This is a genomic window from Bradyrhizobium sp. OAE829 (assembly GCF_040546575.1).
Lineage (GTDB): Bacteria > Pseudomonadota > Alphaproteobacteria > Rhizobiales > Xanthobacteraceae > Bradyrhizobium.
The window spans coordinates 4052654-4076519 of sequence record NZ_JBEPOE010000001.1 but is presented as its reverse complement, the minus strand read 5'-3'; the positions used below and the strand labels follow the sequence as shown (position 1 = coordinate 4076519).

The following is a 23866-nucleotide window of genomic DNA, read 5'->3' as shown; positions in this document are numbered from 1 at the left end:
AACCGGCTGGTAACATGTTGCACACCGCTGTTACACATAAATCGTCACCCGATTGCGGCAGATATCTTTCGCAACTTAGGCCTGCTTGTGTGTTATGAGCGACGGTACTTTCAAGGGCTGGGGTGAAGTAATGCTCGATATCAAAAAGCTTGGGGGCGGCAAGCCTCCGGGTGGCGGAAATATCATCGATCCAAGAAAACTTTTTGGGACCTTGGCCAGAGACCCGCGCTTCCGACGTCCTTCTGATGAGCAAGGTGAGGTTCTCGACAAGTGGTTTGCGGTGCGCACGCAGATTGACAATACGCTCAAAATGAATACGGGTGCCGGCAAAACTCTGGTCGGACTGTTGGCGCTGCAAAGCTCGTTGAACGAGGGAATTGGTCCCGCCGTTTACGTAACGCCCGACGTGTATCTTGCGAAACAGGTAATTAAAGAAGCCAAAGAGCTGGGCATTTCTGTCACGGACGATCCGCGGAGCCCCGTCTATTTATCAGGCAAAGCCGTCCTCGTAATCAACGTGTACAAGTTCATAAACGGACGTTCGGTCTTTGGGGTCGGCTCAGAAGGATCTAAAATTCCTATTGGTTCACTTGTCATCGACGATGCTCATGCCTGCCTCGCCGTAGTTGCAGACCAGTTCACGCTACATCTGTCTGCCAAACACGCTGCTTACCCTGCACTCCTCAAACTGCTGCAAGATGATTTGAGGGCCAATCAGAATCTGGGCTGCTCGATGTTCAGTCGGGAGACCCCCAATCTGTCATGCTGGTCCCGTACTGGGCGTGGCACGACAAGCAGGCGCAAATTGTGAAGATCCTGCATTCACACCGTGACGATGACGACTTGATGTTCGTTTGGCCGTTGCTAAAAGATGTGCTTGCGCTTTGCCAATGCGCAATCGGAGGACGGGGTCTTGAAGTTTCACCGCGTTGCTTACCGATTGACGAGATTCCAAGTTTTGTCGGAGCTAAGCGGCGCATCTACATGACCGCGACCCTTGCAGACGATGGTGTCCTCATCTCTCATTTTCAAGCTGATCCTAAGAGCGTCACCGCCCCAATCAAGCCGAATGGTGTCGGGGAAATCGGTGATCGGATGATTCTTGCCCCGCAGGAGATCAATCCTGCAATTACCATGGATGAGATAAAGCAACTGGTCGCCGACGTATCTAAAACATACAACGTCGTAGTAATCGTCCCCTCCGGTAAACGTTCGCAATATTGGAAAGATGTCGCGGCTCAAACTTTGGACGCCTCGAATATTGAGGCTGGCATCGCGAAATTGAGAGCCGGCAATCACATTGGACTCACCGTACTCATCAACAAATACGACGGTATCGACCTTCCGGGAGATGCTTGCCGCCTCCTTGTGATCGACGGACTTCCAGAAGTCTTCGGGTTGATCGATCGAATCGAAATGGCCGCTCTCGAAGGCACCGAGATGCAGTTGGTTCGCCAGATACAACGCTTAGAGCAAGGTATGGGACGCGGCGTTCGATCCGGTGAGGATCATTGCGCCGTACTATTGGTCGGCTCTAGGTTAACTCAGCGCATTCACCTTCAAGCGGCGCGATCTAAGTTTACGCCCGCTACCTTGGTGCAGCTAGACTTGTCGCGCGAAGTTGCCGAACAGATCGCGGGGCAGCCGATTGCTGCCCTTCGGCCGGTCCTGGACTACTGCATTATGAAAAACCCGGACTGGTGGCGAACCGGTCGAGAGCGCCTTGCTAATGCTGTTGAAGGGCCAACGAGTTTTGTTGACCCAACCGTGGCATCGGTACGATCAGCATTTGATTTGGCAAGGGGCCAGATGTTTGACAAGGCATGCGCCGCGCTGCAGCAGCCCATCAACGACACCAGTGAGCGCCGTTTGAAGGGATATTTGAAGCAGCAGTTAGCCGAGTACGAGCATCATCGCGATCCGACAGCCTCGCAAGAAATCCAGCTATCCGCTTTTCAAGATAATCGTCGCACCTTAAAGCCAATTAAAGGTATCACATACACCAAGCTATCGCCGCCAGCTGCCGAACAAGCAACAGTTGCTGCGGCATTTATGAAGAACCGCTTTCTCGATGGTAACGATCTCGTTCTTTTTGCCAACGCGTTAGCAGACGATCTTGATTGGTATGAAGAGGACTCAAAGCGATTTGAATCAGCAATTCGAGATTTAGGTTTTCTGCTTGGATTTGGCTCGCAATGCCCAGAGCTGGACATTGGTAAAGGCCCGGACAATCTTTGGGCGATTGGAAAACTTCGCTTCTTCGTCATCGAAAGCAAGAACGGAGCAACCTCTGGGATAATCGCAAAGTCGGACTGTAACCAACTTCTCGGCTCCATGGAGTGGTTCGCGCAGGCTTACGATGAAAGCTGTGAGGCAACGCCCATTATGGTGCATCCAGAGAGCAAGTTTGATCGGTATTCATCACCTAACGCCGACTTCCGAATTATTGATAAAGAAGGACTCCCAAAACTTCGCACCGCCATTAGGGATTACGCAGTTGCGATCGCGTCCTCAGCGGGGTTGTCTGATGTTTCCAAGATACGCGAAAGGCTCGACAAATTCGGCTTATCCGGTCAGAAATTCCTTGAAAGCTTCTCTCGGACCGCCACGAAAGACAAGTAACAACGTGATAATTCAAGTTTGGTGAAGGATCGAGATGGCTTCCCTCCCCCACTGGCGAACTCTAATCAGTCCGCGCGGCGACGCAATCTTGATAGTGTATTGCGAGGGACTTGCGCCTTGCAAGAACTTGCAGCGCTACAGCTCCCCAACATTCCAGCCCCCGTTCGCGAGCTGGCTTCAGTTTGCCAACCAGTCTTGCCTTCTCAAGCTGCTCGAATATTGAGCTGGGGAGTCCGTTCGCGGGCAGCGGAGGTAGTTCAAGTGAGAGGCTTGGCCAACTGATGATAGAATTACCCTTCTATCACCAGTCCGTCCAAGCCCCTGCCTGCCAATGACAATTTTCTGGTCGGCATGTACGACCTTTCCCGACTGATTACAGTTCAGCGCCTTGATGCCGATAAATAATCGGTTTGGAGGGCACGATGGGTTTGGGAAAACAAGCGAAGACACTCAGCAAGGGTCAGACCGAGGCCGTCCTTGGCTACTTAGCCAAGACCAGATGGCCAAAAAGAAACCGCGTGATCTTCCTGCTTTCAGCAAAGGCCGGACTGAGGGCCAAGGAAATCGCCGGTCTTACCTGGATGATGGTCAACGACTCCCAGGGAGAAATCGGCCGGACGCTCTGCTTGCTCGATTCAGCCAGCAAGGGAAAATCCGGTCGGTGGATTCCATTGAGCGATGAAGTCAGGGACGCGCTCATCGATTATCGGAACGAGGTCAATCTGAGGGTCGGCACTCACGTCATCAGGACTGAGCGGGCACTCTTGACGTCGCCCCAGGCCATCGTGAACATGTTTCAACGATGGTATCAGCACCTTGGCTTCGTGGGTTGTTCGAGCCATAGCGGCAGGCGTACGTTCATAACCAATGCTGCGCGCAAAATATCGACAGTGGGTGGTTCGTTGAGGGATGTGCAACTATTGGCCGGTCATTCCAATTTGCGAACGACGCAGCGGTATATCGAGCCCAACCCCGAAGCGCAGGTCAGGATAGTGGAACTTGTCTAGCGCGTGATGGGACGATGTCCGCGTTTGACCCGGGTCAAGCTGATTCCGCCGTCACCACGATAATTGCCGCGCATAGCAATGCCCCTTGGCGGCGGTAACTGTGCGGATGAGCGCAATCGAAGTACATCGAGTCGCCCTGGCCGAGCGTGTAGTCCTCCCCTTCCAGGTTCAGCACAAGCTCGCCATCTAAAACGTAGATGATCTCCGCGCCGGGATGTTCGTGCGGCTCCGACTGCTCGTCTTCCTCCCCAAACTCAACGTAATAGCCGTTGAGCTTTCGATCGCTGACAGGATAGTCGAGCGACTCGAAGCAGTAAGCGGGCGAGGTCTGCCCTGCTTTCTCCGGAAGACGAATGCGATCCGCCTTGCGCACAAGAGCATGAACGGGCCGGTCGCTGTCCTCTCTGAAAAAGTGATCGAGCCCGACGCCAAACACCAAAGCGATTCGCAACAAGGTCGGTAGCGTCGGAAACAGATGCCCTCGTTCAATTTTCGACAGCATCGCCGGCGAGAGACCGGTGTGCTCGCTTAGCTGGACCAGCCCCAGCTTTTTGCGCAGTCGCAGCCGGCGGATCTTTGGACCGATGGCATAGCCCTCAAGGGCCGTGGTCAGGGTTTCCGACAGCATCTTTCCTGCCTCATTTCATCCCAGTTCAAAGATCGGTAACATTTTCTATCCTTAGGAAAACTACTTTTCATATCACGTCAATGTGCTCTTGAAGAAAAGCAGTTTTCCTACCATTCAACAAGGTGCGAGGCAAAACACGTGTTGTCCCCTTCCTCGAAAACCGAACGCCGGCAAGCCGGCCCCATCCCGTCACAGGAGCTAAAGATGAGCAGAGTAGGTATTGTGTCGAAGGCCGCGGTCGTTCTGGCCGTTGCAGCTTTGGCGATCGGCAGTAATTTCGCGCGCGCCAGCAATCAGGACATTGTTGACACGGCGGTCGGTGCCGGCCAGTTCAAGACGCTGGCGGCAGCGCTCAAGGCGGCCGATCTGGTTGCTACCCTGAAAGGTCCCGGACCGTTCACGGTGTTCGCACCGACGGACGAGGCATTCGCCAAATTGCCGGCCGGCACGGTGGAGAACTTGTTGAAGCCCGAGAATAAAGCGAAGCTGACGGCTATCCTCACTTACCACGTGGTGCCGGGCGCGGTGAGGGCCGAGCAGGTGACTAAGCTGGACCAGGCCAAAACCGTCAACGGCGCAATGGTGAAAGTCACGACCAAAGGCGGCAAGGTGACGATCAACGACGCCACCGTCGTAAAGGCTGATACCGCGGCCTCGAACGGGATCATCCACGTCATCGACAAGGTCATCCTGCCACCCCAGAGCTGATCGGCCATCTATCCCCGGTCCGCTTTGCTCCAAAGCGGACCGGCACCTTATCGACAAGGTACCCCACAGAGATGCGATCGCTGCTGCTCATCCGAGAACTGACGTTCTTTCGCCGAACAACAGCGAGGAAACCCGATCGAATGAAAATGCGCGCGGCCGAACTCGGAAGTTTATTTCTGTTTGTTGCGCTCGTTCTGGGTGGCGGCCTTATCATCGGTTTCGCTACCGCCCCCGGTGCATGGTATGCGGCGCTAAGCAAGCCGACTTTCAGTCCGCCTAACTGGATCTTTGCCCCGGTTTGGAGCACGCTTTATATCATGATCGCGATCGCTGGGTGGCGTGTTTGGAGAAAAGGCCGCAACAGCCCACCAATGAAGCTGTGGTGGGGGCAGCTGGCCCTGAATTTCATTTGGTCACCCATCTTTTTTTCAGGCCATCGCGTCGATATCGCCCTTGGCGTAATTATGCTGCTGTTGATAACGATCATTGGCTTCATCATGATAACGCGACGACAAGATAAGATAGCATCTCTCCTGTTCGCGCCTTACGCCGCGTGGGTGGCGTTCGCTTCGGTTCTTAACGGCGCGATCTGGCTGTTGAACTGAACAGGAGGCACGATGCGCCACCGCGTCATTATCCGTCAGCGACAAAATGCAGATGGCTCGCTATGTATTGTATGCGCCGGCCGGCCGCGATTTCAACCCGATTTGACGCCCAAGGCAGATACTCGAACTTGGGGTGTTCTAGGCGATTACCTCACCGATTGTCGTGAGAATTTCCCGGCAAGTTGGTTCGCGCGCGCGAAGCCCTCGCCTGTCGGCCGCGACTGATGCCACAGATAGGGCGCTGGAAGGCCACGAGGCGACACGTCTCAAAAATCAGGAAGCATTGCGAACGGGCGATCGGACTTGGCGTTAATACAATGGGCATACGACAACTGTACAATTTAGTTACATCGTCAGTGACGCCCTGCTTGTCGGGAGTTGTTGCTCGACCTCCGTTTTGAGTCAGTCACTTCGGTTTAACGTTCAGCCGGATCCGCCGGTGCACCCCGATGAACGGACATCCCGAGAACGGCCCGGTTGCGTTACGTGCCAACCGCAGACAATTCACACCCGGAGTGTGATTTCGCAAACAAGCCCGCCTTTGCGCCAGTCAAAGCGAACTTTCCCCTTCTGCTGGACGATCATTTGTTCGATGATGCGGCTACCGAGGCCCTTTCGTGCAGGTTCCTGCGTGACTGGACCACCCGTCTCCATCCAGCGAAGACTCAACGGACCGTCAGCCGCGTGTGACCATTCCAAGCGGACTTGGCCGTTGGGCGTGGATAACGCACCGTACTTTGCGGCGTTGGTCGCTAACTCATGCAACGTTACTGCAATTGCCTGAGCGGCGTCTGGCTCCAACATGATTGGTGGGCCATCTATGAACGTTCGCTTCCCATTCCTCTCGGAATAGGGAGCTAATTCTTGTTTCGCAATCGCCGATATCTCGGCCCCAATCCAACGCGTTGCAGCGAAGAGCGAGCAAACATTCGCCAAAGCCTGAATGCGCCCTGCAATTATCTGTTTGAGCCCTTCCGGCGAACTTGATTGCGAAAGATTGACCGTTGCCAACGCGTTCGCAAGCAAGTTCTTGCTGCGGTGCTCGGCCTCCCGCGCCAAGGTCACGATCAGCTCCTGACTTCTCTTCTGCTCGGTAATATCTCTCGCAATCTTTGAGGCGCCTACGATATTGTCATGGGCATCCTTGACAGGAGAAACGGTCAACGAAACGACGATTAAGTTGCCGTGCTTGTGTTGTCGTATAGTCTCAAAATGGTCGATGCGCTCACCCCGTCTGACGCGCGTTAGAATCTCCCGTTCTTCGCTTTGCCGATCCTGAGGTATCACAAGAGTAATGGGCTGACCAATTGCCTCACTGGCAGAGTAGCCGAAGACTCGCTCCGCACCGCTATTCCAGCTTCTAATAATGCCATCGAGATTTTTGCTGACGATCGCGTCGTCGCTAGAGTCGATTATGGAAGCTAGCCAACGTAATCGCTGCTCGCTTTCGCGAAGCGCCGCTTCGATTTCCTTAGGTTTGGCCGCCATTCCCATCGCGTTTTTCTGCCTCACAGCCAACCCCATGCAGCCCGCCTCTCGGCATCACTATAGCACTTGTAGTCGAAAACCGGAGGTCTCCTTTGGTCGATCATGATTAGAGCTTTGCATCAATCCCTCTCCAAGGGCTGGGGCTTACTCGAATCTTTTGTCATGCTGCGTCGAGGTGCTGCCGGCAAGGAACGGATAAGCCTTCCAACATCAGCGCGCACAAAGCGGTTGCGGTCGCGATGCTTAGCTGCGAAGGGCCTGATCTGTAAGCGCGTGACTTTCCCGGTGGTTTCAGCGCGATCCGACCGCCTGATAGTCAAGCAAGCCAGATTCCCACCGTTCTTCCGACCCTTGGCATCGCAGGATTAAAGAACCTGCAAAATACAATATCTGCTCAATGGAACGGCAAAATCGTTCGGCGATACCTTGCCCGAGATCGATCTGGAACTTGGAACCAGGCTGTGCGTTCTGGATCGGCTGGGGAAAATGATCGTGACGAACCAATCACATAGTGGTTTCAGACCTAACCGGCCGGAGCGGGCCAAACTCCGGGCGTTGAGATGCGAAGCGACGCCCCGGACACCCGCCTGGATAAGCACATGATGGGCTTTCCATCGGGCAGTCTTGCCCCACGTCCGCAGCGGATACGAACCTACCTGACCCTGTTCGCCCTTGCACTGGTTCTTCCCGTGCTCGCGCTTTCGTTCTTCGGGCTGAATCAGATGGCCGCCATCGAGCAGTCTCAAATTGAGCGCCGCGTCATGCAGATCGCCCAGAACGTCCGCTTCGTGGTGGACAGGGAGCTTGATCGCGCGCTGGTCACGCTGGAAACTCTCGCAACGTCATCCGAGCTGCGGACGGGCGACCTGGGCGCATTTCATCGTCAAGCCGTTTTGGCCTTAAAACCGGCAAAAGCTGCGATTGTTCTCATTGACCCGTCCTATCGACAGCTTGTCGATACGCTTAAGGATTATGGGGCCGAGCTTCCACCGACGGCTGACCCCGTAACTGCGCAGCGTGTCATCGACACCGGCAAGGCTCAGATTTCCGATCTATTCAAAGGATCCATCAACGGTCTGCCCGTGTTCAACGTTGAAGTGCCGGTGTTCGATGACCAGAAACGTGTCCGTTACGTGCTGATCATGTCCTTCCAGGCTGCCTACATCGCCGATGTGCTGACCGAGGTGAAGCTAGACCCGATGTGGCTTACCGGCGTCACTGACAGCCACGGCATCATTCTGGCCCGATCGCAGAAACAAGACGAGTATGTAGGCAGACCGCTGCCGTCAGAGCTGTTCGAGCAGACGAAACATGCTGACAACGTCTATCCCGCGACCAACATCGCCGGCGAGCGCATCTTGCGCGCCACCGTCAGGTCCGAAAGAGCGCCCTGGTTCGTGTCCGCGACCGTGCCACTCTCTCACGCGCAGGAGCCTTATAACAGAAGCCTCTCGTTCGCCGCCCTGTTAGTGGCGATGGCGCTCATCCTCGGCGGAGCACTGGCATATATCTTCGTTAGGCTAATGGCGCTGCCTCTGGATGCAGCCACCCGGGCAGCAGCATTAGTTGGCAGAGGAGAAGACGTGCACGCCGCGCAAACGTCGCTGGTCGAGGCAAACGTACTCACCGAGACGCTGGCGAAGGCATCGAAGGAATTAAACGAGCGCGCGCGGCACACGGACTTTCTTATGCGCGAGCTTGCGCACCGCGCAAAAAATCAACTCGCTGTGGTCAAGGGAATGGCCCTTCAAACGGCCCGCCAAAGCGCGACAGTAGACGAGTTCATCGGTCATTTCGATCGGCGAATCCAAGGATTGGCACAGTCCCAGGACCTCCTTCTGCGACAAAACTGGCGGGGCGCATGGATACAAGAATTGGTTCGGGCTCACCTCGAACCATTCGGCGCGGAGAACCGCGCCCGCATTGAAGGGCCGGACGTCTTCCTCGATACCACGGCCGTGCAGAATGTCGGCTTTGCTCTCCACGAACTGGCGACTAACGCTTCAAAGTACGGCGCCTTGTCGAAGGACGAAGGCCGGGTGGTGGTGATCTGGAGGCAGGCGCAAGACGGCGCGACCTACCTCGAATGGAGTGAGCACGATGGACCCGTAGCGCGTCAAGCGCGGGATGGATTCGGCCATCGGGTCATGACGGAGCTTGTGCCGCGCGCCTTGAACAGCTCTTCAAAACTCGATTTCACACCACAGGGCGTCCGTTGGGAGCTCACGATACCGGCAGCCCATATCGTCCGGACGATCAGATCACATCACGACCTGGTCGATGCAACTGCGGAGTAAATGGATTGAACAAACTGCAACTAAAAGTGCTTATTGTCGAGGACGAGTTCTTCATTGCTCTGGACGCCGAGGAACAGGTCAAGTCGTTAGGTCACACGGTGGTCGGCACGGCGGTGTCCGCTGAACAGGCAATCCAGCTCGCAGGCCAGGAGAGGCCTGACGTCGTGCTCATGGACATCCGCCTCGCCGGGCCCACTGACGGCATAACCGCCGCGCTGGAAATCCGCTCTCGGTACGGAGTGGAGGCGATTTTCGTCACGGCGAACACCGATCCATCTACGCTCGCCCGGGCTCAGTCCATCGATCCGGTCGGGGTACTGCAGAAGCCACTAACGAAGGACAGGTTGGCGACACAGCTCGCTCGGTTTGCAAAAAAGCAATAGACTGAGGAGCACATGCGAAGCTGGGGGTTAACTCGCAGGTTTTCTCAATCGTTGCAGACAGAGTTTTGTGACTGCCGACTTCGGGCGCGGATAGAGCCGGGCTCAAACGGAGAGCGGAGAACGTGATATCGTTGAAGCAACCATGGACAACGAAAGATTCATTCGTCGCACGGCCATATGCGATCCGCCGATCTTGTCTGCCAATTTGACCAGCTTGGCCTTGCGGGTTTGCTACAGGGCCAGCAAGAACCATTGCTTCGCTGCTCACTAAAGCCGAAGTCCACGACCTCAACCGTGCGCAAAATTACCCGCGACCTTACGAAGACGTGTCCGCGCCTTGTCGACCGGTTTCCGCTGGGGGCCGCGCACTACCGCTTCGCGATCCGCGGACATCGCCGCGTCAAGTCCAAAACGTATCAACAGCAGGCTCAAAAGCGGGAGGTCAAACATTATGTGTAAGGGGGAGCCTTATTGTGAAAGACGCGCCGCCGTGATCTCGATTTTTGGCTGATATCTTTCCATGGTGCGCCTCGACAATGGTGTGCGCGATGGAGAGCCCCATGCCCATGCCAGCCGGTTTGCTGGTAAAAAACGGCTCGAATATCTCTTTTAGTTTGTTTCCGGGAATGCCCGGCCCACGATCTGACACGGATAGCTCGGCGAACTCTCCGACGCGCGAGGTCCGGATGCTGATAGCACGGTTTTCGGCAGGCATATCCTTCATCGCGTCGATCCCGTTCACCACAAGGTTCAGAATGACTTGTTGAAGCTGAATGGCGTCACCAAGGATGGGGAGCGAATTGGGTGTGATCAAACTCGTCAGTTCGGTCTTTCGCGCGACAGCCAACGTCGAAAGAAATCCAACGGTTTCCCGCGCGACATCGTTCAGGTCGAGACTTTTCAGTTCGAAAGGTGTCTTTGTCAGCAGGCTTTTCATCCTCCGAATGACTTCGCTGGCGCGTCGGTCGTCCCGTACAATATCGTCAACAATCTCGTTCAGTTCCACGATATCAGGGCTCGGAGATTTCAAAATGGCCTGAGCGGTTTCGGCGTTGGTCAAAATAGACCCCAGGGGCTGGTTAATTTCGTGAGCAAGCGAAGCCGTCAGTACGCCTGCGGTCGAGAAACGATTGACATGTGCCAGCTCCGCCATGCGCTGTCGGGCCTGCACTTCGGCAAGTTGACGACGGCGACGTTGATGCAGCAGGGCCGTGATAAACCCGGCCTGCAAGAGCATAACGGCAGTAATCAGCGATATTTGCCAGGAATAACGCCGCCACACGGTCGGCTCCCGAAACAAGATTTCACTCCCCGGTGGCAGACGACTTTCACTGATCTTCCACCGTTGAAGCTCGCGCCAATCGTATTTCGCCGGTGCAAAATCGCTTGGTGGCGTCTTGATATCACCCGGCTTCTCCCCGCCGAGGATGCGCATCGCCACCTCCATGGCTCTACGGCTTCCACCAAGTGCCGAATGCATGGGGCCACCGACGATCTCCTGACCGAAGAACGCGTCATCATGGGTAAAAATAGGCGCGTTAGCGGAGGCATAAAGCCTGGTCAGCGCCCGATCCCCTTCGTGTGCCACGCCAGCAGCATCAACTATCATTTGATACCAGAAGATTGCAGAATGCGGAGGCAGCGAAGCGGTTTTCTTCAACACTTCATCGTATGACAAGTCGTCGTACCATCTGATTTCGATACGCCCATCCAGTGGCTGCAACTCCCGTCGCATTTCTTTCTGCCAATATTTTTCATTCGGCGAGTTGCCATTGATAACAGCGACGACTTTTGTGTCCGGGGAAATATTCAGGAAGCTATCAAATAAAACCCGAAAGTCATGTCTGACCGCGACAACGGTGTCGTTTTCGGTCAAGCTCTGATACTGCACACGACGCTGTTCCAGAACCGTAAATAAAATGGGAGTAGTTGGGAACAGATCGCGTCGATGACGCTGAAAAAAACCTGCCGACGGTGCGCCGACGCTGATGATCAAATCCGGCGGTGTGCCCGCGTACAATTCTTTGATATATTCGAGGAATAGCTCCTCGGCTCTCGGGTCTCCTGACCGAGCTGCGACCAGCGAATGTTCTTGTACGTCGATTGGCCAGCGCGACTGTCGATCAAGTTCGGCTCGAATATCCTTCGCATAAGCATTCCATGGACGAAACTCCCGCCCCACCGAATGCAGGATCAGCACTCGTTTAGGCTCTGGAGCAGCCGCCTGACTTTGATACAGCGTTGCCAGCAATAAAGCGACGACCAGCGCAGCGGTGACGGTCCGCGCATACAAAGATCGCCATGGCAAGGTAACCAGCCAGAAGTGCATTGCCGTCCTGCTGCCCCAACCGTAACATCCTAACGGCTCGGCAAGGTCATTAACAGTAGTGCTGCTTCGGAGTATGTCCGCTTAGGATCATTCGCGTCGGTTTGGCCGGACCACGGCGACTTGCGGTCTACCCCGGTGAACGGGCATTCTCAGGATAGGCAAGCATATCTCAAAGGTGCCGAACACGGAAATAGCCCACCCTATTCAATCACCTCGTCGGCGCGGACGAGCAGCGAAGGTGACATGCTTATGCCGAGCGCCTTCGCCGTCTTGAGGTTCAAAACGAACTCGAATTTGGTAGGCCGCTCTACTGGGACATCAGCCACGCGGTCTCCGCGCAGTATCCGATCTGCAATTTGAATGGCCCGTGGGAAATACTCCTCCTGCTTTGGCCCGTAGCTCATCAAAATCCCATCCTTCGTCGGGGAACGAAGGAATGTCATGGTCGGAAGGCCGTGCAATTGCGCGGCTGTTGCATATCTGGCCGAGGCCGTGACAAAACCCGGAAATGTTAGCAGGATGATCCCGGTCCGCTTGGGTCCAGCAAGGATTGAAAAGCTCTTTGCGAAGTCATCCGTAGTCGAAGTTTCCAGAACAATAGTTTCGATGCCCAACGCACGGGCCGCCTCAAGGGCGACGTCTAGCTGGGTACGACCCATTGAAGGCTGCCAAGCAAACGCTATGCGTTCAATGCCCGGTATTGCCTCCCGCATCAATTCAATCCATTTGGTAGCTAACGAGGGCAGGTCCAAGAAGAGGCCGGTTACATTGCCGCCAGGCCGGGCAAAGTTTGCTACCAAGCCCGTTTGAACAGGGTCGGTCTCCATATCGATGGCAACTATCGGTATGGTCTTGGTAGTTGCAGCGGCCACGCGGACCGCATCCGCCCCCACAACCACCAGTACGCCCACATCCTTTTCTATGAGGTCGCGAATTACCGCCGAAAGGTGTGCCAGATTTCCCTCGCCGGAACGCGCCAGAAACGTTTCGCCCTCAACATAGCCTAAACGCAGCCATTCCTTGCGCAGTATCGCGAAGGTCACATGGCTTGGGCTGATCGTAACCGGGTGCACATATCCGATTTTGCCCTTTCGGGTTTGCGCCTGAAGCGGCTCGACCGCGAGCGGACACGCGGCAGCGGCTCCAACAAATAGTGATATGAACTCGCGACGTCTCATGCCCACCAAGCGAACCGGTTCCCAACGAAAATATCACACCCAAAGCGCGATGTCTGTGTTTCAGCGCGAGGAAAAGCGAATGCGACCATGTCGCCTATGGTCAGCACGGGGGTTTGACTGGACCACGTCGACTTCTGGTCTAACCCGGTGAACGGATATATCCCATTCTGCTTGGCCCGCACACTTGAGGCGGCCCAGTAAATGAAATCAACCTCGCGCCTTAGGCTTCAGGGTGCAGAGGCCAAAGACGGTCCATCACAAAGTAGGTGAACGAGGTAGACCACGCGATCAGAAATAGACCATTGATTCCTTCGATACCTGAAATCAGACGGAGTGCGCCAGCCGGATAAACGTCCCCAATCCCCATTGTGGAATACGATGTCGCAGAGAAGTAGAGAAAATCCGCGAAGTGCTCTTCGACCTGCCCCTGCAATGATCCGAAGCCAGCTTTGTAAATGACAAAGAAAGCCCCAGCATACAGCCATACCTCAATCGTATGTGCCACAAAGCAGCCGAGCACCACGACTAGCACCTTGAGACGAACCGCTATTGGCAGACTGGGGACATAGGCCGACATCAGCCGCAGCACCTCGTAGTGGACAAGAATGTTGACCGTTACCAAGAATGCAGAAATTGCCATGGCTGCGAACATGAGTGTTTTCGCTCCTAGCGGTCGCGCCTCTTTCGTCGTGGAAGGCGCCAGAATTCTCGCCGCGCGGGTTTGCGGCCAATGCCGGATAGCAATGGTAACAGCACTCTTGCAGGTGAGTAAGCGTCGTTATCCCACGTCTGTTGTGGGTCCAAGCCGAAAGTGTCACCCTCAAAATGCGACTTCCGCTCTACCCCCTGAAGGACATTGTCGTCGACTGCACAGATCTGAACTGAAGACTGGGCCAATAGCACCCCGGGGCAGGGGCAGCCGATTTAGGGTTCCCCCGCAAGGAGAACGCCGGCGACCGTGAATTTTCGTTTGACTACAAGAATCGAGGTACCCTTTGCCGAACGAGGTCAGGGGAGCACTCTCCTAATGCCGCGACGATGTGACCCTGAGGCCTTGACGACAATAAAAAACGGAGTGGGCGCTGTCGACGATCCGGGCAGGAAATGCCATCTCAGTTTCGGATGCACCCGACGGCGTAAGCCGGCGGGACTCCAGCATTACGCGTATCCTACCCTCGCTTATCCAGAGAGACGCCTAGGCTGGATGCTTTTACGGCAGTCGCCGCGACCGTGCGCTTTAATGCTCTCGCAATCTTATCGACTCCGGCTTTCTTTTTCGCCATGTCTTTCAGCTTGTGAACTTCAGTTGCGGTCCATTCACGGCGAACCACAGCTTTTCTTGTTTGCCATTCTCACTCCAAGATTTAAGGAGTGGCGTTCTTTTATATCTGGATTGCAAACGCGCGAAAGGTGACTCTGTCGAGCACATTTGCTTCTGATCTATCAGAGGAAGGGAGGAGTGCTCCCGTGTGGTGCGAGGACTGATATTTTGCACCAGAGGCGGTCTCAAACCATAAATATTCCGACATCTCAGTATCGGCGCACTGATGAACGCGCCCCACACCTTTCCGAACAGGTGAGTACGTGTGGAAATCCCGGTGGACTGAGACACTGGTCGGCGCGTCCGGGCTACCCTGCCTAACGTGTCCTTGGACTAAACGACCCAAGCAGGCACGGTCGGTCTCGTTGGCCAAGGGCCGCCATTCGCCCCTCTGTCGATGACACGTTGATTAAGTGTGACGGCCGTCACATCGCGCCGCCGAGCTAACTGCGATGTTGCAATCACGGTTAGGGGATGGCCCCGCCGCCAACAAGGACCAAGATCATGAACAAGAATTATAATGGCGAGTTGTCGGCAGACGATCTCAACGGCGTTTCCGGTGGCAATCCGGCGGCAATTTTTTTTGCAGGATGGCTCGCCGGCAAGACACTCGACTCGATGGGCGACGGAAAATCGTGGCAGGATTTAGCCAAAGGCTATGCTCAGAAGAAGGCTGCCGGGGCGAAGTAACTTCCCCGCCGCATAGGCGGGGCCTGTGGTCTCGCGGTCACGCACTTGAGTTGGTGCGGGCCGCGCTGCGGACGGCCGCCCGCTCTCGGTTGACCCCAATCCGAGGTCGACCTTCACCGGGGTTGCCTGTTTCCATCGTCACTAGTTGAAGAACGCACTGGTCGATATTGCGTAGAAGCATCTTGGACCGCGATGATGTTTCCAATGTTCAGCACTGTTTAAGAACAACCGCGATTACCACAACCAATTACCACGACGATCCCGACAAGGATCACAATAACGCCGAAGATACCATATCGGAACATCACAGCGCGCATATCAATCGGACGTGGATCCCCGCCAGCCGCGTAAGCTACTCCGAGTGATAGCAACCAGATGCCGGCGGACGGTAGAATGGGCCACCAAACTCGTTTATGAGGCGGCGATAGCCCAAGAACGTTGTCTACGATGAAAAACACGATCACGAACGGCAGGACGACGAGAATAAGTGGGATGACGGCCGTCCTCATGTCCAGCATGGCCGACCATCCTGTGCGCCCGTAAGAGGACGTAATGGAACCCCTACAAACTCGTCGCACGAATTGGGCAACCCGCATTGAGGACCCGTTTTCCCTTCTTGGACAGGTTCTACAATTCCCGTCGAGCCTCGTTGTACTTCTGCGGTTTGACTGGAGCAATGTTAGTACAGTTGCCGTTTAAGTCATTCATATTCGGTGGATCACCAGCGAACCGCCGCCAGCCTCCCCCGACAGGGGAACTCTCGTCAGCACTTTCGTATTTCCACCGTTAACGCTGTGCAGATCATCAGAGGCGTTCTGGAAAGCCGAAGAGACCCGATGGTAAAGCAAAAGGCATCGCTGGTCGTGATGAAGCTCGAGTGGTAAGAAAATCGCAAAACAAGTGAGGTGCAGCGTGCTTCGGCGTTTCGGCCCGGGTTACTTGATGGCGGCATTTTGGTTCGTCTCGGGATGCGCGCTAATCCTACTCGTTTTGAATGGGCGGCCTCCTTGGCAGCCAATCTTCGAACACGAAAGAATTTTCATCGGGGCCGGGATGTTTATCTGGGCGCTGGTGTTTTACCGACTCCTGATTGAGGTTTGCAGTCGTGGACCGTGGCCGAGATCTTCGGTTGCGGCTTGGCGGCCCCTCGAGACCGCCGAGACACCATTTCGCTCGCTCGAGCCCATGAGCGGGGCGCCAGTCGTCTTCCGGATTTCGCCCTGGCCGTGGGTCAAGCAGTTCGGCTATTTTTTCGGGTTGCCGGCGCTGGGGGTCAATCTCCTAATCAGTCTGTATGCCCCGTCGCCATGGCTGCAGCTGCCTCCCATCGAACTATATGGGATAGCTCTAAGCACGATCCCTCTTTCAGCGCTCTTTGGGGGATATTTCCTGATGCATTACCGGTTGCTGCATTTCGGGATCGGCTCGCGGGCCTGCAGCTTCCGGATCGCTGCTCCTGGATCTGATATGAAAACGATTGTCTGTCATTACGAGGGATCGTTTCCGCTAAATTTGATCGCAGGGATTTGGGTACGGGAGAAATTATCACCGTTCTTGCGGTGGAAGGAATTGCACTACGGAACAACGTTTAAGGACGGCGACGAGATGCACCTTGGCGTGACGACCCGCTATGCGAGTTGGACGGGTGTTTCTGACCTCAAATGGGAGCTGGTGCTCGACGAGCTCAGCAAGCGAACCGGCGTCGCAATCGAGCGACACACGAACGGGGGCGCAGTCGCGCGAGTTGCCACTAGTTAAGAACCAGATCTCCGTCGTGACGGGCAGCCGTCGCTTTCGGGGCTAAGGGCGATGGCCCGGTCCGATGCGCGGAGGCGAGCGACGATCAACTATCCACGTTTCACGAAAAGGAAAATTCATTCGCCAGCGTTTGCCGCTGCGACGAGGCGATCGAGTGAAGGGAATTTGTTGCGTGCATGAGTTTGGTTGTGGCAACTTCTCGGACAATCGGCATGTCCGTTCAATGGTCGGGGGGTGTCTCCAAACCGAGGCGATGACCCGAAACGGACGTCGGCAGCTCGCATTCACTAGCGAGGGGGCGTCAAGCCCCTATCCAAGTTCGGGGGAGATCCGCTACGATGTTTCCCCATTAAGGCACGCAAATTCATCGGGCTTCTCGGTGGCGCTGCGACGTGCTTGCACAGTCTGAAACGTATCGGGTGGTAGCTGTTGTGGACATCATTTACTGGCTCCTCATCATTGTGTTGTTGGTCGTCCTTGCTCTCGCCGGCGTACTAAGGCCAACCGGCCTGGCAGGCCGCACCCGCGCGCAAAACGAGGAGGATCGCAACCGCTCCATTGTCGGCAGATGGCTTAAAAAGCAAGATCGCAAGTAATAGCGACTTTGGGTGAGAGGCGCAGTAAGCAGTCATGGCGTTCCGCCAGACGAACGCAAAGACCGCGAGAAGGTCAATGCTGCGGTTCGTGACGGGCTGAAACGCGGCCCTCTCCTTCCGGACCAGCACGGGGCCGATGGCAACCGAATAAGCAAATGCCAGGCTCAACGAAAATTTTCTTTAGAGGCGATATGCGGTCGTCGTGTTCTGCGCCCACAACAAATGCGCCCATTCAATCGAGATCCGCGACATCGGAAGGTCACGCAAACGCTGGTCACGTCTTGGTCGGGAACGGCAACAAAGCGCCATGGATGATAAGCCGCCCGACCTGGAATCGCTGTTCGCCTGCGTGCCGCACGCAGTTGGAGGGCTCCGCGGGAGCTAAGAGGCTTTGCGCCTTAATGGGCCAAGGCCGCATGGTATGCTTGGGATAGTTCGTCGCGAAAGACCGCGTCAGGAATGCATCGATAGCACTAGGAGGATCGGTGCAATCACGTGGCTGCGCGCTCGCGCCCGCGGCGACCTGGGATTTTCCTGCGCTCACGTTTGGGAAGCTGCGATAGTAGCTTGTAGTCATTCCGCCGAGTCACAAAGCTTAGCAGAGCATCTTCGTCCAGCTTCGGCTCCGGAACTTCGTTGACTGGGGGCACGATGGCGATGTCCTTGTCCGCCCGCCGCGCTCTGTGTTCAAAGAATATTTCTCCCGCAACGCCGCTGGCTACCAATGCGATGGCGATCAGCGAAGCCATGCTTTCTATGCCCTTGAACCAAATCATACTGGCCACAACCTCAACAAAAAGACCTGTAAGCAGCACATAACCGGCGGCGCGCGCACGGCTCAAATTGAGGTCGTATTTGGAAAAGTTTCTCCCTAGGTGGCTTTCTACGTTTGCTTGAATGGTCATTGACGATCCCCTGTTTGCCTTGAAGGCAGTCCCACTGCCCTGTACGTGATGTAATCCTGACCAAAGCAACACGCTGTGATGATGGTCACACAGCATGCGCGAGTGGATTCAACCAGAAGCTGACCCAAATCGGGGGCAGAAGGCTAATCAGGAAACGTCCAGTCGGCGACTCGCTAACACGGAGGGCGCTCGGAAAGCGCCGTTATCGATGCCGGCCAAAGTGATCTGATCTCAAAAGAGGTTGCGCCGCATCAGTTGGCTGAGTGATATATATCACAGATTGAAACTCCCGGCCGGCATACTCGTGTTCAAAGGGCGCACAAAGTCTCACGACGTCGAGTTTGGAGAGATGCATGAATTGCCTGAATCGATTCAATCAAGCCGGGTTTTCGCTGTGGTGGACGCTGTGGTGGTTGCAGGCGATATTTTGCGCTTGGGCCGTGACCAAGCTGTTGGGATTTCTCCTGCATAGCAATGGACTCAGCGAGCTCAGCAGCATGCTGTCCGACATTTTCATATATGTCGTAATCCTTGCGGCGGTTGTGCAAGGCACGTTGTGGCTTTTCCGCCCGGTGAAGTCACGTTGATCTCGCGAGTGAGGCTGTGAGGCATTGGTAGAAGCGTTCACGGCAACTGCGGCCAAGGTCAGCTTCGGGTCTTGGTCGTGTAAAAACACCCTTCCCAAGGAAGTCGGTGAGAAGCCAGGACCCGTTCGGTCTCAGGCCACGATCGCAGCCATCAGCGGCTTGGTCCCGACGATGTTGATGACCCGTGTCAGATTATAGGCCAGAACGGAGAGAGCCATCTCGGCGGCTACTTTTGGAAGCGTTTTGGTGACGAAGTGTGTCGCTCCCATGCGGGCCTTCATCGTGCCGAACGGATGCTCGACCGTCTCGCGACGCTGGCGCATGGCGAGCGGGTTCGCATCAAGGCGCTGCTGCACGGCATCGAGCAGGTGCTCATGCTCCCATCGTGGAATCCGCCGCTCTGGCCCTGTCGTGCACTGGGACTTGAGCGAACAATTTTGACAGGCGTTGGTCCAGTAACGCCTTATCCGCTTGCCATCTTCCTCGCTAGTGAAGTGATATGGCAGTTGCTCTCCGGCCGGACAGCGATAGGCGTCCTCCTCTGGCAAATAGACAAAGTCCTGCTTGCCGAAGCGCCCATCCGATTTGGCGCCCGACGTCTGCGGCTTGGGCAGAGTTACTGTGATGCCGGCCTCGTGGCAGGCGAGGATCTCCACGCTGCTGAAGTAGCCGCGATCGGCAACGGCCTCGAGCGTCTCGGTCTTGAGAACAACCTTGGCCTGCTTGGCCATATTGGCCAGTTGGGCCCGATCTGAGCCGCTGTTCGTGACCTCATGCGTCACAATCAGATGATGCTCGGTATCCACGGCGACCTGCACGTTATAGCCGACGACGCCGGAGCCGCGCCCGCTCGTCGCCATCGAACGGCTGTCGGGATCGGTCAGTGAGATTTGCTGGTCAGGCGAAGCAAGCATCTGCTTCTCGTAAACGGCAAGCTTGCCCATTTCCTCCTTCAGCTTCGTCAGTTTCTCGGTAAGCCTCGTTACCTTCGCGGCCAGTGCCTCCGTCGGCTCCTGCCGGTCGGCCGTGTCAAGTTGGCTCAGATAGCGTGCGACGCTCTCCTCCAGCTGGGTACGCCGCCGCTCCACCTTCGCCCGCGTGAAGTTCTTGTCGCGATTGTTCACGGCCTTGAACTTGCTGCCATCGATGGCAACGCTCGCCGTCGCCAGCAGACCCATCTCGCGGCAGAGTTCGACGAAGCGCGCACATACCTTGCGCAGCGCCAGGCCGTTGTCTTTGCGGAAGTCCGCGATCGTCTTGTGATCAGGTGCGAGCCGACCCAGCAGCCACATGACCTCGACATTGCGCCCGGCCTCTCGTTCGAGCCGCCGGCTCGACTGAACCCGGTTCAGATAGCCGTAAATGTAAAGCTTGAGGAGAACCGAGGGGTGGTACGATGGCCGGCCTGTCGCTGCCGGCTCCACCCCCTCAAAGCTCATCTCAGCCAAATCCAGCGCATCGACAAACACATCGATCACGCGAACAGGGTTGCTATCGTCAATGAAATCATCGAGGCATTCGGGCAATAACGTCGACTGCCCACGGTCCGCCTGCTCAACGAAGCGCCTCATCAGCTTCCCCCGCAGAATCACGAGAGAATCATACCAAAGCAGCCGCGTTTTCACACAACCAGGGTCATTTGCGGAGGTTAGCACTTACGCGAGCGACGTCCTCTTTGCCCCCAGCTTGGTGGGGTAGCCGATTTAGGATCCCCCTCAAGGAGAACGCCCGCGACCTCAACTTTTCGTTCGACTACAGAGAAATCTAGTACCTTTGCCGTTACGAGGTCCGGCAAGTGCTTATCGAATATCGAGACGGGGGCAATCTCGGAGGTAAGTTTAAAATGAGCTGGCTCTGCGAGCCGGACGCAAAATAGGCTGGCGGGGAGCGAACGATACTTTACTCAGGCTGCGACGCCGAATTCCCCATTTCCGCAGCTATGCTGTATGCACGCAAAGTAGTCCTCTAACTCGGACAACGCACGGCGTTCCCACTCATTAGCCTGACCCAGCAGAGACCAGCTTTGGCAGGGCCGAAACGCTGCGGTTTGTCGGTATAAAGATGCTATCGCGCGGTATCGGCGGACGTTTTTTAGAATGGCCTCCCCGTTCATGGCCTGAGCTCCTTCATCATCCCGTTGGTTGGCCAGAACGTGCGTCACAACGATTTTGAATTCGTTACTGGCCGTTGCAGAGATGCAGAATGGTTTGCGGATTCTTGCCGATCTCTTGGGATGATTCAGGGAACGTTATCTCTCTTCCCGTCTCCAACACGAGCGCTTCATCAGGCACGCTTTGTTCCGGCCAGTTGACCTTTAGATGCATCAATTCGCAAGTTGCCACTCGGAACCATCAACCCTGACGTCGGTTTTTCCGTCGGGGCTAGTACACAGGCGGAAAGAGGAGACTCGTATGAACATGAAACGACTGATGCTCGCCGGTTGCTCTGTCATTGTCCTTGGCGCCGGCACCGCATGGGCCGGGCCCTGCGACACGGGCCGTACCGCCAACAAGGACGCGGGTTCGGGTCCCGCGTCGCAAAGCAGCAGCCAGACCACTGGCATGAGCACGGACGCGCAGCATCCGCCAACCCAGACTATGAATCGTGCGAGCGGCGACGTTGCCGCTTCATCGCAAGATGCGCAGCGCCAGATGCAGGGTCAGCCCACTGCCGCGCAACAGGCCGAAGGCGCCAAACCCGGTAGCCCGTTGAATTCCCAGGACGCACAGCGACAGATCCATGCCCAGCCGTCGGTTAGCATGCAGCCGAAGGGCGAAGGACAGACCGTAGATAAAGACTGCTAAACGTCGCGCATTTGAACCAGAAGTAAGCTTTGGGCTTGCATAAAAAAGGGCCAGCCTGACGGCTGACCCTTTTAATCTGCATCTCAATAAGCGTCAGTAACGAGAAGCCGCAGCGTTGCCCCAACCGAACCGGTAGTTCAGGCCGGCCTTGATCGTATGCTCGTCGTTGCGGAATCCGACAGCGGTGACAACGCCAGCAGCGCTGGTGAAGAGAGCGTTCCGGGTACCGAAATCGTAGTACTGGTATTCGATTTTGCCCGACCAATTCTGAGTGAACAGGTATTCGAGACCGCCGCCAACGGTGTAGCCGTCGCGACCGCCGCCGTCGTTTGAAAAGGTGCCGCCGCCAAAACCGTTGGTGAGGCGGGAGTCAGCCCAGGCGTAACCGCCCTTGACGTACACCAGCGCCGGACCCCACGTGTAGCCAAGGCGGCCGGTGACCGAACCTAGTCCGCGGTTGACGAAGGGATTGTTGTTCGTGTCGAGGAAGCTGTAGTTCGCTTCAAGGCCGAGTACCCAGTTCGGTGAGAACTGGTGATCGTAACCAGCCTGCACGCCGCCCATGAACACACCGTCGTTGCCGTTGGTGCCGGTGAAGCCGGGGGCAAGAATGTTGTTGTCGCCACCGAATGCGCCGCCGACGTGACCACCGATGTAAAAGCCAGTCCAGTTGTAAATCGGGGAGGCCATCATTGGGGCTTTAGTGTAGGGACGTGCAGCCATGTCAGCTGCCGATGCTGTACCTGCCAGGGCGGCAAAGGCGACAGTAGCGAGGAGGAACTTTTTCATTTTGTTCTTTCAGGTTTCACAGTCTGTGTTTGACCTAACGCGCAACGCGCAAAATTTGCTGTAGCGCGGATGACACACAGCGAGCCATAATGATTGATCAGTGCCCAGTCCGTTCGGAACCTTAACAGCAAGCAGTCGAATTTGCGGAAGTCGGCATTCACTCGACCCAACGCCGTGAACAGACATTTCTCAGGCATATCTGAAGAGTGAAAATTTGGGTACCTGGCCCCAGCGGGCTGGGGGTAGGCGTTTTAGGGTTCCCCCGCAAGGAGAACGCCCGCGACCATGAATGTTCGTTCGACTAAAGGGATCGAGCTACCCTTCGCCGTACAGCGTCGGGAGCATCTGTCGAATGCGGCGAATCTCGACGATGGTTGCGAGACTCAGATGCTTGCCGGATGCAGGGCCGGGAGTTGGTCCTACCACACCCAACACGTCCGACGGTGTAAGCCGCCGGACACCATTCCGTGTATCGCTATCAGCGCGTATCCAGAGAGATACCGAGGCTAGATGCTTTCACGGCAGTCGCTGCGACCGTGCGCTTTAATGCTCTTGCAATCTTATCGACTCCGGCTTTCTTTTTCGCCATGCCTTTCAGCTTGTGAACTTCAGTTGCGGTCCATTCACGCCGAACCACGGCTTTTTTCTTGTTTGCCATTCTCATTCCAAGATTTAAGGAGTGGCGTTCTATCTATTTTATATCTGGATTGCAAACGCGAAAGTTGTTTCTGCCGACACATTGATCAAGATCTATCAGAGAAGGAAGCAGTGCTCCCGTGTGGTGCGGCTACTAATATTTCGCGCCAGAAGCGGTAGCAAACCATAAATATTCCGACATCTCAGTAACGGCGCACTCATGACAGCGCCCCACGCCCTTCCGAATAGGTGAGTACGTGTGGAAATCCCGGTGGACTGAGACACCGGTCGGCGCGTCTGGGCTACCCTGCCTGACGTGTCCTGGAACTAAACGACCCAAGCAGGCACGGTCGCTAAACAAAGCCTGGCGAGAGACGGGAAAGCTTTAAACCGTAAAAGGGTGACGATTAGTCGGATCGGTCCGTCGCCAACTTCGCGCAGACAAGCAGAGGATAACGGGGGCTCACCGCACTTGCCGGTCCCGACCAGGAAGCTGGTCCTTCTCGATCCGATGATACCGAAAGATGCACGGATC

At 55.9% G+C, this 23866-nt stretch carries 22 protein-coding genes; 11 read left to right on the top strand and 11 right to left on the bottom strand.

Annotated elements, in window-relative coordinates:
* The first annotated feature begins 130 nt into the window (after positions 1-130).
* The 3 genes from ABIE49_RS19730 to ABIE49_RS19720 all read left to right on the top strand — a co-directional run bounded on the left by ABIE49_RS19730 (position 131) and on the right by ABIE49_RS19720 (position 3629).
* On the top strand, positions 131-811 hold the full coding sequence (locus tag ABIE49_RS19730; RefSeq protein WP_210337480.1) for a DEAD/DEAH box helicase: 681 nt from the start codon (positions 131-133) through the stop codon (positions 809-811).
* Complete coding sequence (locus ABIE49_RS19725) at positions 763-2622, top strand: helicase C-terminal domain-containing protein (RefSeq protein ID WP_210337481.1); 1860 nt, start codon at positions 763-765, stop codon at positions 2620-2622. Before ABIE49_RS19730 ends, ABIE49_RS19725 begins: the two co-directional genes overlap by 49 nt.
* 422 nt (positions 2623-3044) lie before the next feature.
* A complete protein-coding gene (locus tag ABIE49_RS19720; protein ID WP_192739137.1) occupies positions 3045-3629 on the top strand; it encodes a tyrosine-type recombinase/integrase in 585 nt (194 codons plus the stop codon).
* A gap of 34 nt (positions 3630-3663) precedes the next feature.
* On the opposite strand, the gene ABIE49_RS19715 is transcribed toward ABIE49_RS19720, so the two are convergent.
* Positions 3664-4257, bottom strand: a complete 594-nt coding sequence (locus ABIE49_RS19715) for a helix-turn-helix domain-containing protein (protein ID WP_192739138.1) — start codon at positions 4255-4257, stop codon at positions 3664-3666.
* A 204-nt stretch (positions 4258-4461) separates the two neighbouring features.
* On the opposite strand from ABIE49_RS19715, the gene ABIE49_RS19710 reads away from it, so the two are divergent.
* Together ABIE49_RS19710 and ABIE49_RS19705 are read left to right on the top strand one after the other, a co-directional pair.
* A complete protein-coding gene (locus ABIE49_RS19710) occupies positions 4462-4965 on the top strand; it encodes a fasciclin domain-containing protein (RefSeq protein ID WP_192739139.1) in 504 nt (167 codons plus the stop codon).
* A 140-nt stretch (positions 4966-5105) separates the two neighbouring features.
* Positions 5106-5570 carry a TspO/MBR family protein gene (locus ABIE49_RS19705; RefSeq protein WP_192739140.1) on the top strand — a complete coding sequence of 155 codons (465 nt, stop codon included), beginning with the start codon at positions 5106-5108 and terminating at the stop codon, positions 5568-5570.
* Positions 5571-6074: 504 nt separating this feature from the next.
* On the opposite strand, the gene ABIE49_RS19700 is transcribed toward ABIE49_RS19705, so the two are convergent.
* On the bottom strand, positions 6075-7094 hold the full coding sequence (locus ABIE49_RS19700; RefSeq protein ID WP_192739141.1) for a PAS domain S-box protein: 1020 nt from the start codon (positions 7092-7094) through the stop codon (positions 6075-6077).
* 563 nt (positions 7095-7657) lie between these two features.
* Between ABIE49_RS19700 and ABIE49_RS19695 the strand changes: the two genes are divergently transcribed.
* Complete coding sequence (locus ABIE49_RS19695; RefSeq protein ID WP_192739142.1) at positions 7658-9355, top strand: sensor histidine kinase; 1698 nt, start codon at positions 7658-7660, stop codon at positions 9353-9355.
* Between the two features lie 5 nt (positions 9356-9360).
* Positions 9361-9738, top strand: a complete 378-nt coding sequence (locus tag ABIE49_RS19690; RefSeq protein WP_192739143.1) for a response regulator — start codon at positions 9361-9363, stop codon at positions 9736-9738.
* A gap of 442 nt (positions 9739-10180) precedes the next feature.
* Here ABIE49_RS19690 and ABIE49_RS19685 read toward each other — a convergent pair whose 3' ends face one another.
* The 3 genes from ABIE49_RS19685 to ABIE49_RS19675 form a co-directional block, all read right to left on the bottom strand.
* Positions 10181-12067, bottom strand: a complete 1887-nt coding sequence (locus ABIE49_RS19685; RefSeq protein WP_192739144.1) for a sensor histidine kinase — start codon at positions 12065-12067, stop codon at positions 10181-10183.
* A 200-nt stretch (positions 12068-12267) separates the two neighbouring features.
* A complete protein-coding gene (locus ABIE49_RS19680) occupies positions 12268-13245 on the bottom strand; it encodes an ABC transporter substrate-binding protein (RefSeq protein ID WP_210337482.1) in 978 nt (325 codons plus the stop codon).
* A gap of 220 nt (positions 13246-13465) precedes the next feature.
* Positions 13466-13897, bottom strand: coding sequence for an ion channel (locus ABIE49_RS19675; RefSeq protein ID WP_192739146.1), 432 nt, complete (start codon positions 13895-13897; stop codon positions 13466-13468).
* A gap of 1173 nt (positions 13898-15070) precedes the next feature.
* Here ABIE49_RS19675 and ABIE49_RS19670 point away from each other — a divergent pair.
* Positions 15071-15256, top strand: coding sequence for a hypothetical protein (locus ABIE49_RS19670; RefSeq protein WP_192739147.1), 186 nt, complete (start codon positions 15071-15073; stop codon positions 15254-15256).
* A gap of 218 nt (positions 15257-15474) precedes the next feature.
* Here the strand turns inward: ABIE49_RS19670 and ABIE49_RS19665 are convergent, their stop codons facing one another.
* Positions 15475-15774 (bottom strand): hypothetical protein, encoded by a 300-nt coding sequence (locus ABIE49_RS19665; protein WP_192739148.1) that lies wholly within the window; start codon positions 15772-15774, stop codon positions 15475-15477.
* Positions 15775-16198: 424 nt separating this feature from the next.
* On the opposite strand from ABIE49_RS19665, the gene ABIE49_RS19660 reads away from it, so the two are divergent.
* Positions 16199-17014 carry a hypothetical protein gene (locus tag ABIE49_RS19660; RefSeq protein WP_192739149.1) on the top strand — a complete coding sequence of 272 codons (816 nt, stop codon included), beginning with the start codon at positions 16199-16201 and terminating at the stop codon, positions 17012-17014.
* A 1087-nt stretch (positions 17015-18101) separates the two neighbouring features.
* Here the strand turns inward: ABIE49_RS19660 and ABIE49_RS19655 are convergent.
* On the bottom strand, positions 18102-18515 hold the full coding sequence (locus tag ABIE49_RS19655; protein WP_192739150.1) for a hypothetical protein: 414 nt from the start codon (positions 18513-18515) through the stop codon (positions 18102-18104).
* A 353-nt stretch (positions 18516-18868) separates the two neighbouring features.
* On the opposite strand from ABIE49_RS19655, the gene ABIE49_RS19650 reads away from it, so the two are divergent.
* Positions 18869-19102, top strand: coding sequence for a hypothetical protein (locus tag ABIE49_RS19650; RefSeq protein ID WP_192739151.1), 234 nt, complete (start codon positions 18869-18871; stop codon positions 19100-19102).
* Between the two features lie 131 nt (positions 19103-19233).
* Here the strand turns inward: ABIE49_RS19650 and ABIE49_RS19645 are convergent, their stop codons facing one another.
* Together ABIE49_RS19645 and ABIE49_RS19640 are read right to left on the bottom strand one after the other, a co-directional pair.
* Positions 19234-20673, bottom strand: a complete 1440-nt coding sequence (locus tag ABIE49_RS19645; protein WP_192740893.1) for an IS1182 family transposase — start codon at positions 20671-20673, stop codon at positions 19234-19236.
* A gap of 332 nt (positions 20674-21005) precedes the next feature.
* A complete protein-coding gene (locus tag ABIE49_RS19640; RefSeq protein WP_354066890.1) occupies positions 21006-21215 on the bottom strand; it encodes a hypothetical protein in 210 nt (69 codons plus the stop codon).
* A 298-nt stretch (positions 21216-21513) separates the two neighbouring features.
* Here ABIE49_RS19640 and ABIE49_RS19635 point away from each other — a divergent pair, with 298 nt between their 5' ends.
* Positions 21514-21906 carry a hypothetical protein gene (locus ABIE49_RS19635; protein ID WP_192740527.1) on the top strand — a complete coding sequence of 131 codons (393 nt, stop codon included), beginning with the start codon at positions 21514-21516 and terminating at the stop codon, positions 21904-21906.
* A 93-nt stretch (positions 21907-21999) separates the two neighbouring features.
* On the opposite strand, the gene ABIE49_RS19630 is transcribed toward ABIE49_RS19635, so the two are convergent.
* Together ABIE49_RS19630 and ABIE49_RS19625 are read right to left on the bottom strand one after the other, a co-directional pair.
* Positions 22000-22695 (bottom strand): outer membrane protein, encoded by a 696-nt coding sequence (locus ABIE49_RS19630; protein WP_192740528.1) that lies wholly within the window; start codon positions 22693-22695, stop codon positions 22000-22002.
* 478 nt (positions 22696-23173) lie between these two features.
* Complete coding sequence (locus ABIE49_RS19625; protein ID WP_192740529.1) at positions 23174-23353, bottom strand: hypothetical protein; 180 nt, start codon at positions 23351-23353, stop codon at positions 23174-23176.
* Positions 23354-23866 lie beyond the last annotated feature (513 nt).

Bases quoted from the DNA above. Each gene is read 5' to 3' on its own strand.
- ABIE49_RS19730 (WP_210337480.1), top strand. From the start codon at position 131: ATGCTCGATATCAAAAAGCTTGGGGGCGGCAAGCCTCCGGGTGGCGGA.
- ABIE49_RS19725 (WP_210337481.1), top strand. From the start codon at position 763: ATGCTGGTCCCGTACTGGGCGTGGCACGACAAGCAGGCGCAAATTGTG.
- ABIE49_RS19720 (WP_192739137.1), top strand. From the start codon at position 3,045: ATGGGTTTGGGAAAACAAGCGAAGACACTCAGCAAGGGTCAGACCGAG.
- ABIE49_RS19715 (WP_192739138.1), bottom strand. From the start codon at position 4,257: ATGCTGTCGGAAACCCTGACCACGGCCCTTGAGGGCTATGCCATCGGT.
- ABIE49_RS19710 (WP_192739139.1), top strand. From the start codon at position 4,462: ATGAGCAGAGTAGGTATTGTGTCGAAGGCCGCGGTCGTTCTGGCCGTT.
- ABIE49_RS19705 (WP_192739140.1), top strand. From the start codon at position 5,106: ATGAAAATGCGCGCGGCCGAACTCGGAAGTTTATTTCTGTTTGTTGCG.
- ABIE49_RS19700 (WP_192739141.1), bottom strand. From the start codon at position 7,094: ATGGGGTTGGCTGTGAGGCAGAAAAACGCGATGGGAATGGCGGCCAAA.
- ABIE49_RS19695 (WP_192739142.1), top strand. From the start codon at position 7,658: ATGATGGGCTTTCCATCGGGCAGTCTTGCCCCACGTCCGCAGCGGATA.
- ABIE49_RS19685 (WP_192739144.1), bottom strand. From the start codon at position 12,067: ATGCACTTCTGGCTGGTTACCTTGCCATGGCGATCTTTGTATGCGCGG.
- ABIE49_RS19680 (WP_210337482.1), bottom strand. From the start codon at position 13,245: ATGAGACGTCGCGAGTTCATATCACTATTTGTTGGAGCCGCTGCCGCG.
- ABIE49_RS19675 (WP_192739146.1), bottom strand. From the start codon at position 13,897: ATGTTCGCAGCCATGGCAATTTCTGCATTCTTGGTAACGGTCAACATT.
- ABIE49_RS19670 (WP_192739147.1), top strand. From the start codon at position 15,071: ATGAACAAGAATTATAATGGCGAGTTGTCGGCAGACGATCTCAACGGC.
- ABIE49_RS19665 (WP_192739148.1), bottom strand. From the start codon at position 15,774: ATGCTGGACATGAGGACGGCCGTCATCCCACTTATTCTCGTCGTCCTG.
- ABIE49_RS19660 (WP_192739149.1), top strand. From the start codon at position 16,199: ATGGCGGCATTTTGGTTCGTCTCGGGATGCGCGCTAATCCTACTCGTT.
- ABIE49_RS19655 (WP_192739150.1), bottom strand. From the start codon at position 18,515: ATGACCATTCAAGCAAACGTAGAAAGCCACCTAGGGAGAAACTTTTCC.
- ABIE49_RS19650 (WP_192739151.1), top strand. From the start codon at position 18,869: ATGAATTGCCTGAATCGATTCAATCAAGCCGGGTTTTCGCTGTGGTGG.
- ABIE49_RS19645 (WP_192740893.1), bottom strand. From the start codon at position 20,673: ATGAGGCGCTTCGTTGAGCAGGCGGACCGTGGGCAGTCGACGTTATTG.
- ABIE49_RS19640 (WP_354066890.1), bottom strand. From the start codon at position 21,215: ATGAACGGGGAGGCCATTCTAAAAAACGTCCGCCGATACCGCGCGATA.
- ABIE49_RS19635 (WP_192740527.1), top strand. From the start codon at position 21,514: ATGAACATGAAACGACTGATGCTCGCCGGTTGCTCTGTCATTGTCCTT.
- ABIE49_RS19630 (WP_192740528.1), bottom strand. From the start codon at position 22,695: ATGAAAAAGTTCCTCCTCGCTACTGTCGCCTTTGCCGCCCTGGCAGGT.
- ABIE49_RS19625 (WP_192740529.1), bottom strand. From the start codon at position 23,353: ATGGCAAACAAGAAAAAAGCCGTGGTTCGGCGTGAATGGACCGCAACT.